The organism is Roseofilum sp. Guam, from assembly GCF_017746735.1.
In the GTDB taxonomy this organism is placed as follows: Bacteria; Cyanobacteriota; Cyanobacteriia; order Cyanobacteriales; family Desertifilaceae; genus Roseofilum; species Roseofilum reptotaenium.
In genome coordinates, this window is record NZ_JAGHZN010000031.1 from 1 (window position 1) to 15689 (window position 15689).

Here is a 15689-nt window from a genome sequence, read left to right on the forward strand (position 1 = left end):
CAAGAATAGAAAGAAATTCAGCCAATGCCAAATCACCGATCTTTCTACCCCAAAGTCGTTGCATTCCTTTCAGATTAAGAGTTTCAAAGTACAAAACATCAAACCGATTGGTTAACTCATGGGCCAATTTCCACTGCCAATCTCGTCTACGGTTAACAATCTTTTCATATTTGCGAGCCAGATCAAGTCTTGCCTTGTGCCAATGTCTAGATCTTTTTTTCTGGCTAGATAAAGCTAAGGACTTATATTTTTTAATCTTCTTAAAACCTGGCGGTCTCAAACCTTTTCCGTGGTTGGTGAGCAAAGCCGAACCCTGATGTTTGAAGAATAGATTATAAGCTTTATCTATGCGCTGGCAAATATCTTGAACCGCCTGAGAACCAACTAATTGCCAAAAAGGATTACGCTTTCTTAACTTAGCAGTATGTTTTTGCAGTTGGGCACAGTTTAAGTGTTTACCCCACAATCGGTAGGACCGTTTGTGAAGTGCTATACAATGATTATAGATGACCCCAGCAGCATTTATCTGTCGCTTCAGGTATCTATTTCGTTTATGTTTGTATAGCTTAAACTTTAGGGTTCTCATGAAAGCTGCCCTGGAAGGGCATTGCTCTAGACCCATCTTTTTGGTAATTGAACTGACATCTTCCTTACCAGTCGGGTTTTCGTCAGCCTAGATTAAGTTTGAACTAAGAGCAGCCCATGCTCTGATTTTACTCTCTCTAGGGATTGGGGGCAAGGGCGGGATGGGAGGATGGAGAGGGAATGGGGAAGATGGGGCAGAACCGTAATTATTAATTGTTAATTGCATGGATTTATCGATTCGTCAGGCTTATGAAACCTGGGGAGTAGAAGACTTTTACCAACAGCAGGGAGCAACCTATCGTAATCCCCATGAGGAGAGGATTGGGCAAGTTTTGGCTCAGGGGCTAGTAGATGTACCGAGAGGGAGTTTACCCGTTTTGGATTTGGCTTGTGGGAGTGGCGAAGTGACGTTGGCCTTGCGTCAGTTGGGATGGCAGGATATACAGGGCATTGATCCGTATACTCAGGAGGCTTATCTAGAGCGCACGGGACAGGTGGCCGAGGGTTATCGATTTGAAGACATTGAGCAGGGAGTGTTGTGGGGACGTGAATATGGGTTAATCGTGTGTAGTTTTGCGCTGCATTTGGTGGAGCGATCGCGCTTACCGGCCTTAGTATATCAGTTAAGCTGGATTGGCGATCGCCTGATGATTGTCACTCCCCATAAACGCCCGGAAATCTCCCCGAAATGGGGCTGGATATTAGTTCATGAGTTTTGCTTAGAACGGGTGCGATCGCGGCTCTATCTTTCTGGGAATAGACCCTTATAAATCAGTAGGTTAAATAAATTCTAAATAGGTTAAATAAAGTTTAAGGCGATAATAAAAATTGACTTACTTAAACCCTCATTATAGTCTATTATAGTTTTTATTCCTATAATAGAGGAAGAGTTTTTGAATAATAAAAAATATGGTGGTAAAAGTGTCAGAGATACCAACAGAGGTAGTGGCTCGCGCCGGTCTGAGAGCCACAAAAGTAAACCTTGATTCAACCTTAAAAGACCTCTCGTTATGGGAATGTTCTGTGGATGTTAGTCAACCGGGACGTGTCGTCGCACAAATCTTTAAAGAATATTCCCTTTTGCCTGGAGTAATTTTAACAGACAAAGGTGAATTTGCCGGAATGATTTCCCGAAGAAGATTTCTAGAGCAACTGAGTCGTCCCTATGGTTTAGAAGTTTTTATCCGGCGAGAAATTAGAGTTTTAAATCGATTAGCCAATCAAAAAGTTGGTCAACATCTTTTACCCAATCACCTGATTATGCCCGGTACAGAACCTATTGTAGAAGCAGCAGTTCGCTCTTTAGAACGTCCTCCAGAAAAACTCTATGAACCCTTAGTCATAAAGTGTTCAAGCCATTGCTATTGTTTGCTCGATGTTCATCAATTACTCCTAGCTCAATCCAGAATTCATGAACTAACCACGAAACTATTACGCGAAAATACTCAAGCCCATCTGATTCAAACCGAAAAATTAGCCAGTTTAGGGCAAATGGTAGCTGGATTAGCTCATGAAATCAGAAATCCAGTTAATACCCTATGGGGAAATGTAAAGTTCTTAAAAACCTATAGTGAGGATTTACTAGATTTAGTAGAAGCTTATAAGGAAGAATCTGGAGAAGATCCGGAACCCATTGAAGAGATCAAAGAAGATATTGACTTTGAGTATTTACAGAACGACTTACCCGAACTAATTGATAGTATGCAGGAGAGTGCAGAGCGCTTAAATGCCTTAGTCGGTGGAATGCGGAACTTTTCTCATATGGGTGAAAACCATCCCCAACTGGCGAATCTTCATGAATGTTTAGATAGTACCTTATTGATTTTACGGAATAAATTCAAATCTGGAATTCACTTGGTGAAAAGTTATGGAGAGTTACCCTTAGTTGAGTGTTATTCAGGGCAATTGAGCCAAGTCTTTATGAATTTACTCACCAATGCGATTGATGCTTTAAATGAACGGGAAAAATCCGATCAATGGAAACCAGAAATTACGATTACCACCCAATGGTTAATGGAATCCGATCAGTCAGAATGGGTTAAAATTGAGGTGGGAGATAATGGAACGGGGATACCTCCAGAGATTCAAGAGCGTATTTTTGAAACATTTTTTACAACCAAACCCGTGGGAAAAGGGACGGGATTAGGATTAGCCATTTCCCACCAGATTGTAACTGAAAAACATCAAGGATATCTGAAACTGCGATCGCAAATTGGAAGCGGTACAACCTTTGAAATTTGGTTACCTGTCTCCCTTTCCTCCTCCTCAGATTAAGTCCTGTCGAGGGAAGATAGGGTAATGCCTCGCATGGAATAGTCGAGTAGCTCAATGGGATGGAAAATCGAAACAGTCTTACCTTGCTGCTGTAAATGTTTTTTAATCTGTAAACTACAGCCTGGATTTGCAGAAGCAATTAAATTAGCTCCCGTATTGAGCAAATTATTCACTTTTTGATCGCCTAAACTTTCTGCCACCTCTGGCTGCAACATATTATAAACTCCTGCACTTCCACAACATAAGGCAGCATCTACAGGTTCTTTTAATTGAATGCCAGGAATTTGTTTGAGTAATTGGCGGGGTTGCACACTAATTTTTTGTCCATGCAATAGATGACAAGCATCCTGATAAACAACCTTCAACTCTTCTTCAGCTAGGGGAGATAAGGGTGCAGTTAAGCTCACCATGGCTAAAAATTCTTGAATATCTTTGACTTTACTGACAAATTGTTTTGCCCGATCTTGATAATTGGGATCGTCAGCTAAAATATGACCATATTCTTTTAGGGTATGTCCACATCCAGCGGCATTGATAATCACATAATCCAGATCGTAATTGGCAAAGGAATCAATCATTTGGCGTGCTAAATCTTGGGCGGGTTTGGTTTGCCCCTGATGTTCTGGGAGTGCCCCACAACAGCCTTGGGTTTTGGGAATCACAACTTCACACCCATTCCCAGTTAGAACGCGAATCGTTGCCGCATTCACTGGATTAAAAAACAGCCGTTGCACGCAGCCAAGAATGACTCCCACCCGATAGCGTTTTTTCCCTTGGGCAGGAATGACATCAGCAAAGGAATGGTGTAGGGAAGAGAGAGAAATCTGGGGTAAAATGGATTCCATTGCCGCCAATCTAGGCGATACTTTTTTCAGAAGATTGGTGCGCCGAATGAGAGATTGTAAGCCTGATTTTTGATAGAAATAGAGGGGATAAAGAAGGGGAATTAAGCGATTAGGATAGGGAAAAAGACTGAAGATTAAGGAGCGAATAATGCGATCGGGAATATTGCGATTAATGTTGCGTTCGACTTGGTGGCGGGTAGCGGAAATGAGTTTATCATATTGCACTCCTGAAGGACAGGTGCTAACACAGGCTAAACATCCTAAACAGGTGTCAAAATGTTGGGAGGTAGCGGGGGCTAAGGGCGCTTCACCTTGGTTAATCGCATCCATCAAATAAATGCGTCCTCTAGGAGAGTCCATTTCTTGTCCTAAAATGCGATAACTGGGGCAAGTGGAGAGACAAAATCCGCAATGAACGCAGGTATTAATTAGATCGGGATTGGGTGGATTTTGAGGATCAAATCCAGAGGACAAATGGGGGTTTTGAGATAAGAAATTACTACTTTTGGCGGGAGTCATGAAAAGAGGGAATAGGGAATAGAGAATAGGGAATTAGGGCACTACCTACCCTACTAATTGACTGGATCTGATTTTAATTATGCAAAAAAGGGTTAGCTTGGTGCAAGGTAAAAAACATGAGTTATGCTAATCGATACTATAGAAATGTAGTTTATCGAATGAAGCGATCGCCACTGAGTAAGTTATCGGGATCGAATTGATGCTTGATATTTTGCATAATTTTAAGTGCATTTCCTGTACATCCCCATACGTCTAGGGATTGTTTTAGGGATGAAGGGGCTTCTAAGACACTGAGAAAGCCGCCATGGGAGGTAAGATAAGATCGCAACTCCAACAGTTGTGTCGATCGAATTTGATTGCATCGTAGTATACCTAAGCCAGTACGAGCGTGAAGCACACATTGACTTTGCACTTGGGCAAGTTGTTCAATTTTTAGCAACAGGTTAACGACTTCGGTGGGACGAATACCGAGTTTACAGATAACCTTTTGGGGGTGGGTTTCCCAAATTTGATGTTGCCAGGTTGCCCATAGTTGGCTTTCTTCCTGCTGCTCGTAGATTTGGGCGCTCAATCCTAATGCTTGGCTAAGATCGAATACTCGTTTAGCTTGTTCTTGCACACTGAAGGATATACTTTGGAACCGAGCAATGAGCAGAATTTGGTCATTTTGGGGTCTTAAATCGAGGGCAGTGGGGGTTAAACTGGAATTCAGTAGGGTTTGGGTGGCTTGGGCGATCGCCTCTGGATTTCCTGAAAGCACCACAGTAGCTGAATGTTCGGGAATCGGATATAGGCGGAACGTGGCTTGAGAAAGTATCCCCAAACTGCCATAACTGCCGATGAACAGTTTCATCAAGTCATAACCGGCAACATTTTTGACGACTCTGCCCCCTGCTTTGGCAATCTCCCCATCACTGCGGATAAAGGAGAGTCCAATCAGGCGATCGCGCACGCCACCATACCGATGTCGCCAACTTCCGGTATCCGCTGTCGCAATGATACCGCCGATGGTGGCTTGGTTGGGGTAGGCTGGATCGAAGGCTAAAAACTGGTTGTGGGGCGCGAGAAATTCCTTCACCTGTGCCAAGGTTATCCCGGCTTCTACAGTAATCGTGAGGTCTCCGGCTGCATGTTCAATCACCTGATTGATGCGTTGAGTACTGATGATAAGATCTACTGGTTTACCGATGCCACCCCAATGAATTTTACTGCCTGCTCCCCAGGGTAAAACCTGCCATTGGTTTGCTTTGGAGAGTTTCATCACTTCACTCAGTTGCGCTTGAGTTTCTGGATATACCACAGAAGGAAGGGGAGATCCGGGTTGCCAAGCCTGTTGAAAACGCTGTTGTAGGGAAGGTTCGAGCTGTTCAAAGGGCAACAGGGGGCAGATATCGAGGAGGGAGGTGGGGGCGATCGCAGTCACAGGAGCAATAGATAAGGTGATTGATTTGAGTCTCTACGATCTATGATACTCCGCGATCGACCCACTGCTATCTCCATTACACTACAATCTTAAGCCACACCATACTTGGTATAGGGACGTTTGTATGGGGGATGTAAACCGAGAATAATATCTGAAGGGGGAATACCTTTATCCACCAACTCTTGTCCTAAGTCGGCTTCTGTCATATTGTTCTGAATCCAGATTTTCTCATCTTTAATATCGATATGAATATAGCAGGCATAAATCCGATTGAAGCCTTGCCAACCGAGATCCACCAGTTGATAATGATCCTGTTCGCGATCGCAAATCGCTTGCGATTCAATATCCGGCTCTTCGGGACTGACATGACTTTTGATAACTTCTTCGACAATTTGGCGATACTTTTCTAGTTTTTCCATTCGACACACTCTTCTAAATTAGGGTCATATGCGATCAGGCGGAGACAGTTTCCTTGCTCATCTTAGCGTACAAATTTTAGATATTCTTGAAAAATAGGATTGAGGGTAAATGAAAGTCGATCGCCCTGAACTGAATTTAATAGATAGCGCCTACTCAACGATTGTAAGCCATTGACAACTTCTAGAGAAGACAATGTTAAAGCATTTCTTAAATCATCTCTGGACATAGGCGCTTTTGCCCGACTCATCTCTAAACTGATGTCTTTTTCTACCTGAGATAGCCTCATCCACAAGCTATTCCACACTGATTTTATCTCTTCTGTCAATATCAAACTATCCTCAGCCATCAATTCATCCACATCACCGGATAAAACCTCTTTAATTAAACTAGAGATAGATTGGAAATAGAAAGGATTTCCTTGATATAGGTTGCTTAAGTCTAACAAATTATTTTCAGAGGATAATCCCTGATATTGCATGAATTCTAAAGCATCAGCATCTAACCCTCCTAGTTCTAAATATTGAATTGGGTATAATTCGGCATCCAAAGAAATCATTTCTGGCGATTTTTCTTGACTGATAAGGATGAAACAGCTTTGATGTGAAACCTCAGCAATCATTTTGAAGAAAGTTCTATACTCTGTATATTCGCGTTGATACTGTCCCGCAAATTGTCCAGGGATAAACAGAGTTTGGACATCATCAAAAATCAGCAAACATCGCCGCTTAGATAACAGATCAAAGACTTGGGTGATTTGTTCATCAAGCTCAAGACTCTTTTCAGTTTCTGGGTTGAAAGTCGCCAAAATATCATGCAGCAGATGACTTAGAGATTTGGGGAATTTCAAACTTTTCCAGATTACAGCCTCCCAGGAATCCAAATGTAAGTCAATAAATCGCCTAACCAGTATTGTTTTGCCAATACCACTTAATCCCAACACTGCCATGAGACGAGTAGTTTGATTGAAAATACACTCAGAAAGTTTTTCAAGTTCCTCGCTGCGTCCTTGAAAGTGAGTAATTTCTGGAGCTAATGCTAAATCTATAAAAGAATTCACACTAGCTTGACTTTTTGTAGAAGCATTTGTTTGATATTTTTCTGATGTCTCTGGACATAAATTAAAATGACTATGAATTCCTACCCCAACTAACTGAGACGAATTAATTGGGATATGCAATCTTTCAATCGTCGCCCGAAAATTGGATTTATTCACATCTTCTTCTAACCGTTCTGACAAAATTCGCCATAACTTATACCCCACATCTCTCACCCGACTCTCACTGCGATGACATTCTTGGGCAATTTCTTCATAACTTTTCCCTTGCCAAACCCCTTTCACTACAGCTTTCTGAATGTCATCTAAGTGTTTTCCCGTTTCGTCAAAGACGAGGCGATCGGCAAATTGTAACATTGCTGTAACAACCATAGAGTCAAGATAGAGTAAGGGTTTTCACCATTATAACTCAGTCCAATACAGCGTCTCACGATATTTCACGATTTTAAGTGAAATGTTTCTTTACAAAACACACGATCCAATAAAACATTTTAGCATTGCTGGCACTAATTTTATTTTCAATATTGGAAAGGAGCTAAATTACCAATACTGGAGTTCCGCAATTATGCTCATGCAAAATAACGTTCAAGATTTAATTGCAAATCTGGCCAACACCGTATCAACTGATGAAATCAAGCAGATAAAAGCCGTCGCAACTAAAGTCCGCAGTATGCACCAAGACAACGGTGAAAATAATGTTGCAGGGCATTGCTCTTACCACTATATCCAGTTTGCCCATGACTTAGAATCTGAAATGTTTTAATTAATGATTTAGCTTTGGCAAAACTTGATCTCGTCGCTAAATGTAGGGGCGATTCTCGAATTTACCCTACATTTAGCATTTGTTTTTTGAATTAATGAAAACTAAACAACATACCAAGAGAACATCGGAGAGTCAAAATGTTTTACGTGGATGGATATGAAAATTGTATCAAAACTGTTTTTCTTTTGGCTTGTAGTCACCAGCAACAGACCATTGACAGCCTTCAGAAATTAAAAAATCAATATATCTGTTTTTTGAATAAACATTTTTCAGAAACTCCTATCCCCACTCACGGCAACCTTGAGCAATTTTGTGTTGATATAGAGCGAATCAAAAAAATAGCGGTTAAACATCAAGGCAAGGGAAGCCGAAAACCAAAAATTGATTTGAATACACCTCTTGCATCAATGGAGGAAGCGTTAAGCCATGTTAAAAATGGTCAGATCCTATTAAATCAAGTGAATCCTTCTCTAGGCACAATATTTGATCTCGTGATTCATACTTTATTTTACTTGCGATCGCCGAATGCAAGAGGTGGTTCAACATCCGACGCACCTGGAACAATCTGGTGTGCGATCAAACGCCACTGGACAGATATGGATACTGCAGAGTGTTTAGTCCATGAACTGACTCATAATCTTGTAGTTTTAGATGAATTATGTTATCAGCACTATACTGACAGATCACAGTTAAGCAACAAAAAGAACTATGCAAAGTCCAGCATTTTAAAGATAGAACGTCCTTTTGATAACGCATTCCATAGTCTGGTAGTTGCCCATGAGATACTCCGTTATCGCCAAGAAGCTGGAGAACCAAGCAATCCTCATGTTCATCCACCTTCTGAGCAAATGCTTTCTGCGTCTTTAGAAACTGTTCAAAGTATCAAGTCTGTGGTTGATAATACTGACTTGGTTCAACCCAGATTTAGTGAAATTCTAGGAAAGGTGGAAACCTCTTTACATCAATTAGAAAAATCCTTCCAGACAGTTGTTGTTGTTTAGGGTACGAGATCGCCCCCCAATGGAGTCCCAATCGAGTTAAGCTAGAAATATGGTTGGGTTTAGTGGAGAAATCAATGACAACACTCATACGTCGTCCTCTGTTAGTTGGTGGCTTAGGATTAGGGGCACTTCTGTGGTTGTGGGCAAGTATCCAAAGTTCCGTGAGTGAATGGGGAGAATGGGTTACCCTGGGGGCGATCGCCTGGGGTGGGATTTGGTGGTGGCGACAAAATTCTGTCTCTGTTCCCGTGAAAACCCTTTCTTCACCAGTAAATAAGGAAACTCTAGAGCGAACATTTACCCAGGTTGAAGGGGCGATACTCCTTTGGAGTCGCTTCGCGAACGCCGAGTTGGCGACAGAAGAGATTGATATTTCCAGTTGGCAAAATCGCCTCAATGAACTCAAAGAAGAAATCAACCGCCAAACCCTGAAAATCGCGATTACCGGCGGTAAAAATGTGGGAAAAAGTAGCCTGTTTGAGCTACTATCCCAGGATTGGCAAATTATCGAAACACCTCCTCTATTTACGCCCAATCCGAGTGAAGAAATTCAAAGCCAGATTGAAGAACAACACCGCAACAGCGACGTTATTCTGTTGGTTATTTCCGGAGATTTAACCGATTCTGAATATCAAACCATACAACAGCTAAAAAATAACCATCATCACGTTATTTTAGTCTTGAATAAACAAGACCAATACTTACCCCAAGAACTGCCCAGTATTCTCCAACAAATCAACAGCCGCATTACCGGTAAACTAGAGAAAGAGGATTTAGTGGTAACTGCCGCTATCCCTCAACCCATCAAAGTCCGCAAACATCACCCCGATGGCACTGTAGACGAATGGATGGAAAATCCAGCGCCCCAAATTGAATCCCTGAAAAGCCGTCTCGCGCAAGTGTCGGATGCTTCCCATGTGCCCATTTTAGGGACGATTCAGCGCCAAGCAGAAGCCTTACAGAGCGAGATCCAAGCTGTCTGGAACCAAAAACGCCGCGATCGCGCTTTGCCGGCGATCGAGCAATATCAATGGATCGCTGCTACCACTGCCTTTGCTAACCCCATTCCCAGCCTCGATCTGTTGACAACGGGGGCAATTACCGGTCAACTGATTTTAGACTTAGCAAAAATCTATCAACCGAACCAGTCCTTTAGCCTGCAACAGGGGCAAAAAGTTGCCGGCATTGTTGGCGAACTGATCGTCAAACTGGGATTAGTCGAACTTTCCACCCAAACCATTACCGGCGTTCTCAAAACCAACGCCATCACCTATACAGCAGGCGGACTCGTACAAGGCATTAGCGCTGCCTATTTAACCCGCATTGCTGGATTAAGTTTAATTGAGTATTTCCAAACCCAAGACTTTAATCCAGAGCAGGGCTTAAATTTGGAGAAGCTGACCTCGATTATCAAAACCATCTTTGAACAAAATCAGCGCACAGCGTTTGTTCAATCCTTTGTTACTGCAGCCGTCAATAAATTGAAACTCGTGCAAATAAAATCCATTTAGATTTAATAGACTGCTTGCATCTTAAGCAACGCCATACTTGGTATAAGGACGTTTATATGGGGGATGTAAACCGAGAATAATATCTGAAGCAGGAACGCCTTTATCCACTAACTCTTGTCCTAAGTCGGCTTCTGTCATATTGTTCTGAATCCAGATTTTTCCGTCCTTAATATCGATATGAATATAGCAGGCATAAATACGATTGAAACCCTGCCAACCCAGATCCACCAGTTGATAATGATCCTGTTCGCGATCGCAAATCACTTGGGATTCAATATCCGGCTCTTCGGGACTGACATGACTTTTGATAACCTCTTCAACAATTTGGCGATACTTTTCTAGTTTTTCCATTCGACAACCTCTTTTCAATTAGGGTAATATAAAGAGAGTATAGCGTTTCTATAGTAAAGTAAATATACTTTAAATTCTTAGGATCCCTTATTTTAATAGAATGAAGCAATGAATTTAGAACTCTTTAATTTATCTGAATTAAATACAGTGCTGGATGAACTACCTCCTTTACATCGACTTGCATTTGCTGCTTCAATGTGTGAAAGAATGCTGCCAATTTATGATGTTTTTTGTCAACAAGAAAAATGGGGAAATCCTCAAGTTCTTAGAGAGGCATTAGATGAGGCTTGGCGTATCCTTCAAGCTCAAACACCAGATATCCCAAAAATCAACCAATTACAAAGACAAATGGATGAGATCGCTCCTGATGCGGATAATTGCCGATTTTCACGATTTATATTTGAAGCTCAAATGGCTTGTAGTGTGATTGATTTAATTTTGGAAATCAATCTGAATATTGATTCACAAAAAGTAGTAAAAATAGCTGAATATATTACAGATACTATAGATAGTTTTCTAACCTTAGAGAAAGATACAGACGATCCTGATTGGCCTGCAAAACCTTTGGAAGAACAACGTCAGTATATTGCCAATCATCGATTGGCAAAACAAGAAATCGCCAAACAGAAAGAAGATTTACAACGCTTAAAAGAAGCAAAAATTTTAGACACAGAAATCCTTGAATGGCTTCGTACTTCTTACAAAAATGAAGGTAAAACTATTATTGATTTATCCTGAAATAAAATTTCTCAGGAAATTTGATTACGCGATCCCCCTCCAATCAGGTTAAGCGAGAGATCTTGTTGGGTTTAGTGAAGAATATCGAGGCAACACTTATACGTCGTCCTCTGTTATCGGCGAATATCCAGAGCGAGGTGAGTGAATGGGGAGATGCGTGTTAAAATATCAGTAAATTTGGATTCAATCAGCAAAAATTAGTTTATGCCAGAACAATTAAAACTTCAATCGAGGTTCGTTTTGCCCCATAAAGGAGAGACTCTTGAAGAGCAGATAGATAAAAATCAAGCGACTCTTGCACTATTAAAACAGTGGATAGAAGAAGAACCTTCCCCAGAAGAAGTGCGCGATCGAGAACAATATTGGCAAACGGTAAAGGAAATCATCGATCGAGAGCGATCATCAGGCTTTAAGTTATATCATCAAGAATGATTGTCTTTTTAGATTCAGGCATTGTCGGATTAATTTCATCTCCGAGTTATTTAGGTGAAGCCCAAGAATGCAAACGGTGGTTGTATCAAATTTTGGCTAGAGGGGCTTATCTTGTTTATTCTGATATCTGTGATTATGAAGTGCGGCGAGGTTTATTATTAGTTGGTTTAACTGCATCTAGAAATGATGGTCTAAAGAATCTAGATCGGTTACCAGAAATTATCGATTTTCTACCGATTATCCAACCGGTACTTAAGGAAGCATCTAAATTATGGGCAGAAGCGAGAACGCAAGGGATGCCAAAACTGCCGATCTCAAAAATATTGATTGTGATATGATTATATGCGCTCAATAGAAACTCATTCAAGAAGAATATCCTGGTCAGTATGTTGTGATTGCGACAACGAATCGCAAACGTTTAGAGCGCTTTGCTGACGCTGAAATTTGGCAGGATATTCGTTTTTAAAATCGCCAATTATAGTAGTAAAAGAGGTAAAAACACGGTATGCTAACTCCATCCCAGTGAAACGAAACGGAGTCGAGCAACAAGAGTGTCTATTGAGGAGAAGCAAATTAACGTCGGTTCCCTAGAGTGGTTTTATCGCGAAGCGCAACCGATGCAAGCAACCGACAAACCCGCAGTTTTATTACTCCATGGGTTACTCTCCCAAAGCTATAGTTGGCGAGAAGTTCTGCCGTCTCTAGCCGAACAAGGATTTTGGGCGATCGCCCCAGACTGGATCGGTTCCGGACAATCAGCATTTCCGGAAAAACGGGACTTTGCCTATACTCCAGAAGCGTTTGCTAAAGCTTTGGGTGACCTCATGGATAGTCTAGAATTGGAGCAAGTTTCCCTCGTGCTGCAAGGCTACACCAGTGTTCCCGGACTCCTCTATGCTCTGCAAAATAGCGATCGCATCCATCGCCTCAGCTTAATCAACATTCCCCTGAGTCCCCAAGCTAAATTACCCTGGAAAATCCAGCAGTTTACCCTACCTCTAGCGGGAGAAATGATGACCCAAGATCCCCTCATTGTCGATCGCACCCTGGAAGGGGGATCGCCTTATCAAGTCGATGAAAAAGACCTCAATGTTTATCGTCGTCCCTTTTTAGAAGCTTCGGCGGCTGGACGCGCTCTGCTGGCAACGTTGCGAAATCTGAACCTGAAATCGAGTTTAGCCCAAATTAGCACCACTCTCCCCCAATGGTCAAAACCCCTACAAGTGATTTGGGGAGACAACGATCCCTGGTTGTCGTCATCGAGCGCAAAAGAAGCGATTTCTAGGGTATCACAAGCCGAATTTATTGCACTAGAAGAAGTTGGGCATTATGCTCAAGAAGACTGGCCAGAAAAAGTGTGCGAGGCTCTGATTCCGTTTCTACGACGACAAAGTGCATAGTTTTTGCTCACCCCCTACTGGACTGTTTCATCTAAAATAGTGCTTTGTTTGTAGTAAGCACGAAGAGTGCTTAAAAGCCTAGCTGGAGATTGCTCAATCCCTCACTACAAAACCAAGTCTAATGCACTATTTTAGATGAAACAATCCACTACGACTACTACGGCTACAGCGATCGCCTCCAACGAGACTTCAAGATTAGACTGCCACATTATTGCAGCTTCAGCCTAGAGCCACTTACTGCATAGATTTCGTCTTCTATTGTATGTTCGGTAACGTACAATGAGAGTAGATTCGCAAGCAGGCAGTCGAAAAATTGATGATTCTGGGATTCGATCCGGGTAAAGATAAATGTGGCATTGCGGTGATGGATGAAGATCGCCAGGTATTCGAGCATGAAGTGGTTGCTTCGGAGCAGGCGATCGCCACTTTAAAAGCTTGGTCTCAACAGTATGGGGTTTCCGTGTTAGTAATGGGAAATCAAACTACCTCGAAAGCTTGGGAAGCGAAACTGAAACCGGAGTTTGCCGAAACCGTGGAAATTATCAAGGTAGATGAGAGATATTCTACCTTAGAAGCTCGCGATCGCTACTGGCAAATGTATCCCCCCAAAGGCTTAACTCGTCTGGTTCCCCAAGGAATGCGCCAACCTCCCCGTCCCATCGATGATATTGTGGCAATTATCCTGATTGAACGCTATTTTGCTTCATTGTAATTTTTTTAGTGGTTATGGCGACTCAGAAAATGACTCAAGAACACATCAAATCTATGATTCTACAATTACCAGTAGAAGAAATTAATCAACTCATGAACGAAATCAGAAAATCTTTGGAAACTAAAGAATTCATGCAACTGGCTGAAACGGGTTTTCAAGAATGGAATGATCCAGAGGAAGATATTTATGAATCCTAAGATTCATGAAATCTGGTTAGTTGCTTTTCCTTAAGACTTCATTAATTAGAGCTGATAAAATAGCCACAGTAAATGAAGCTGTTTTTCAAAGAAAGTTGGGTAACTTATTACCTGAATTAGTTGAACCGGTTAATTTAGCTTTAAGAAAGTCGCTTGATTTATGATGCCATAACTACCCAAGGAGCTAGAAGAGAAATTTCTTAACGATTCCTTTCTTGTGTGCTTCTAATTGCGATCGTCTATAACTAACCATCATAAAAAAGAGAAAAATACGATATTATGACGCAAATTCTGATTATTGGCTGTGGTGTAATTGGGGCAACGATCGCCTATGAACTCTCCTCAATAGCGGGAGTGGAAATTACCGCGATCGATCGCACATCTGGAGTTCAAGGCTGTACGAGCGCTGCGTTGGGAGTGATGATGGGATGCATTAGCCAGAAAACCAAGGGTAGAGCCTGGCAAATGCGAGAAACCAGTATTCGCCGCTATGATACCTTAATCCCGGAACTCGAAACCCTCTGCCAGCAAACGATTCCCTATAACCGCCAAGGGATTTTGATGCTGTGCAGGGATGAACAAAAGTGGCAGCAAAAACAGAAATTAGCCGAGACTCGCCAATCTCAAGGATGGGATCTGCAACTTTGGAGTCGAGAAACTCTGCAAGAGCGTTGTCCTCATTTGGCAGTTGAGCAGTGTCTGGGAGCGGTATATTCTCCCCAAGATCGCCAGGTTCACCCCAAAATTTTAACGGAATGTTTGATTAAAGCCGCTCAAATGCGAGGGGTGCGGTTTGAGTTTGGCGAGGACGTAGTTAACTTAGTGGTAGGTAATTCTGGTTATCGCGTGCAAACTCAATCCCAGGAATGGCAAGCCGATCGAGTGATTATTGCTGCGGGTTTAGGCAGTCCATTCCTGGCTCAATATTTACAGACTCCTCTAGATATTCGCCCAGTTTTGGGTCAGGCGATCGCCTATGAAGGGGAAATTTTAGGCGATCCGGACTTTCAACCTGCCATTACCTCTGGTGATGTGCATGTCGTGCCGTCAGGAGTTGGTAGCTATTGGGTAGGCGCTACAGTGGAATTTCCCGATGAACAGGATGAGATGATTGCAGATAAGCAGTTGTTCAATGAAATGATTGAAGTAGCGATCGGCTTTTGTCCGGGTCTGCAACATTTAAATATGACCGAGAAATGGTCAGGTTTACGCCCTCGTCCCCACAACCAACCGGCTCCCATTATTAGTCAACTTCCCGGTCACGAACAGGTATGGCTTGCCACCGGCCATTACCGTAATGGGGTACTACTCGCTCCAGCAACTGCCCAGATTCTTATTCCATTGCTCCAATCTTAAGCAGTGAAGCTATAGCACGGAATAAGTGGCTTAGGACAGTTAGGTTATGGTTTGAGGCAATAGGCCCGAATAGCAATAGAAAGTGTCGTAACTCTCCCTTCCTCTGCT

The 15689-nt window shown here is 42.2% G+C and carries 18 protein-coding genes; 12 read left to right on the forward strand and 6 right to left on the reverse strand.

The features are described from left to right. Nucleotides 1–586 (reverse strand): RNA-guided endonuclease InsQ/TnpB family protein (locus J7529_RS13630; RefSeq protein ID WP_413038889.1); only part of this gene is annotated, 586 nt, incomplete at its 3' end. 223 nt (nucleotides 587–809) lie between these two features. Between J7529_RS13630 and J7529_RS13635 the strand changes: the two genes are divergently transcribed. Both J7529_RS13635 and J7529_RS13640 read left to right on the forward strand, forming a co-directional pair. Continuing rightward, entirely contained in the window at nucleotides 810–1355 is a 546-nt protein-coding gene (locus J7529_RS13635; RefSeq protein WP_318729404.1) for a class I SAM-dependent methyltransferase, read from the forward strand. A 151-nt stretch (nucleotides 1356–1506) separates the two neighbouring features. Continuing rightward, nucleotides 1507–2859: an ATP-binding protein gene (locus J7529_RS13640; protein WP_318729405.1), complete on the forward strand. Its 1353-nt coding sequence runs from the start codon at nucleotides 1507–1509 to the stop codon at nucleotides 2857–2859. On the opposite strand, the gene J7529_RS13645 is transcribed toward J7529_RS13640, so the two are convergent. From J7529_RS13645 to J7529_RS13660, 4 genes are all read right to left on the reverse strand, one after another. Beyond that, nucleotides 2856–4223: a (Fe-S)-binding protein gene (locus tag J7529_RS13645; RefSeq protein WP_318729406.1), complete on the reverse strand. Its 1368-nt coding sequence runs from the start codon at nucleotides 4221–4223 to the stop codon at nucleotides 2856–2858. The genes J7529_RS13640 and J7529_RS13645 overlap by 4 nt on opposite strands. A gap of 151 nt (nucleotides 4224–4374) precedes the next feature. Then, on the reverse strand, nucleotides 4375–5646 hold the full coding sequence (locus J7529_RS13650; protein WP_318729407.1) for an FAD-binding oxidoreductase: 1272 nt from the start codon (nucleotides 5644–5646) through the stop codon (nucleotides 4375–4377). An 89-nt stretch (nucleotides 5647–5735) separates the two neighbouring features. Next, nucleotides 5736–6065, reverse strand: coding sequence for a XisI protein (locus J7529_RS13655; RefSeq protein WP_318699552.1), 330 nt, complete (start codon nucleotides 6063–6065; stop codon nucleotides 5736–5738). A 62-nt stretch (nucleotides 6066–6127) separates the two neighbouring features. After that, nucleotides 6128–7492 carry an AAA family ATPase gene (locus tag J7529_RS13660; RefSeq protein WP_318729408.1) on the reverse strand — a complete coding sequence of 455 codons (1365 nt, stop codon included), beginning with the start codon at nucleotides 7490–7492 and terminating at the stop codon, nucleotides 6128–6130. Between the two features lie 82 nt (nucleotides 7493–7574). Here J7529_RS13660 and J7529_RS13665 point away from each other — a divergent pair, with 82 nt between their 5' ends. The 3 genes from J7529_RS13665 to J7529_RS13675 all read left to right on the forward strand — a co-directional run bounded on the left by J7529_RS13665 (nucleotide 7575) and on the right by J7529_RS13675 (nucleotide 10395). Then, the gene (locus J7529_RS13665; RefSeq protein ID WP_318729409.1) at nucleotides 7575–7883 is read left to right on the forward strand and encodes a hypothetical protein; all 309 of its coding nucleotides are present in this window, start codon (nucleotides 7575–7577) and stop codon (nucleotides 7881–7883) included. A 137-nt stretch (nucleotides 7884–8020) separates the two neighbouring features. After that, nucleotides 8021–8884, forward strand: a complete 864-nt coding sequence (locus tag J7529_RS13670) for an aKG-HExxH-type peptide beta-hydroxylase (protein WP_318729410.1) — start codon at nucleotides 8021–8023, stop codon at nucleotides 8882–8884. Nucleotides 8885–8958: 74 nt separating this feature from the next. Beyond that, on the forward strand, nucleotides 8959–10395 hold the full coding sequence (locus J7529_RS13675) for a DUF697 domain-containing protein (RefSeq protein WP_318729411.1): 1437 nt from the start codon (nucleotides 8959–8961) through the stop codon (nucleotides 10393–10395). A 21-nt stretch (nucleotides 10396–10416) separates the two neighbouring features. Here the strand turns inward: J7529_RS13675 and J7529_RS13680 are convergent, their stop codons facing one another. Beyond that, nucleotides 10417–10746 (reverse strand): XisI protein, encoded by a 330-nt coding sequence (locus J7529_RS13680; RefSeq protein WP_318729412.1) that lies wholly within the window; start codon nucleotides 10744–10746, stop codon nucleotides 10417–10419. A 108-nt stretch (nucleotides 10747–10854) separates the two neighbouring features. Between J7529_RS13680 and J7529_RS13685 the strand changes: the two genes are divergently transcribed. From J7529_RS13685 to J7529_RS13715, 7 genes are all read left to right on the forward strand, one after another. Continuing rightward, the gene (locus J7529_RS13685; protein WP_318729413.1) at nucleotides 10855–11484 is read left to right on the forward strand and encodes a DUF416 family protein; all 630 of its coding nucleotides are present in this window, start codon (nucleotides 10855–10857) and stop codon (nucleotides 11482–11484) included. A 204-nt stretch (nucleotides 11485–11688) separates the two neighbouring features. After that, nucleotides 11689–11916, forward strand: coding sequence for a hypothetical protein (locus J7529_RS13690; protein WP_318729414.1), 228 nt, complete (start codon nucleotides 11689–11691; stop codon nucleotides 11914–11916). After that, nucleotides 11913–12254: a hypothetical protein gene (locus tag J7529_RS13695; protein WP_318729415.1), complete on the forward strand. Its 342-nt coding sequence runs from the start codon at nucleotides 11913–11915 to the stop codon at nucleotides 12252–12254. The genes J7529_RS13690 and J7529_RS13695 overlap by 4 nt, the downstream gene beginning before the upstream one ends. A 213-nt stretch (nucleotides 12255–12467) precedes the next feature. Beyond that, nucleotides 12468–13316 (forward strand): alpha/beta fold hydrolase, encoded by an 849-nt coding sequence (locus J7529_RS13700; RefSeq protein WP_318729416.1) that lies wholly within the window; start codon nucleotides 12468–12470, stop codon nucleotides 13314–13316. Between the two features lie 316 nt (nucleotides 13317–13632). Next, nucleotides 13633–14028, forward strand: a complete 396-nt coding sequence (locus J7529_RS13705) for a pre-16S rRNA-processing nuclease YqgF (protein ID WP_318729459.1) — start codon at nucleotides 13633–13635, stop codon at nucleotides 14026–14028. A 14-nt stretch (nucleotides 14029–14042) separates the two neighbouring features. Next, nucleotides 14043–14225 (forward strand): hypothetical protein, encoded by a 183-nt coding sequence (locus J7529_RS13710; RefSeq protein ID WP_318729417.1) that lies wholly within the window; start codon nucleotides 14043–14045, stop codon nucleotides 14223–14225. Between the two features lie 279 nt (nucleotides 14226–14504). Beyond that, nucleotides 14505–15581 carry an FAD-dependent oxidoreductase gene (locus J7529_RS13715; RefSeq protein ID WP_318729418.1) on the forward strand — a complete coding sequence of 359 codons (1077 nt, stop codon included), beginning with the start codon at nucleotides 14505–14507 and terminating at the stop codon, nucleotides 15579–15581. Nucleotides 15582–15689: the final 108 nt, after the last annotated feature.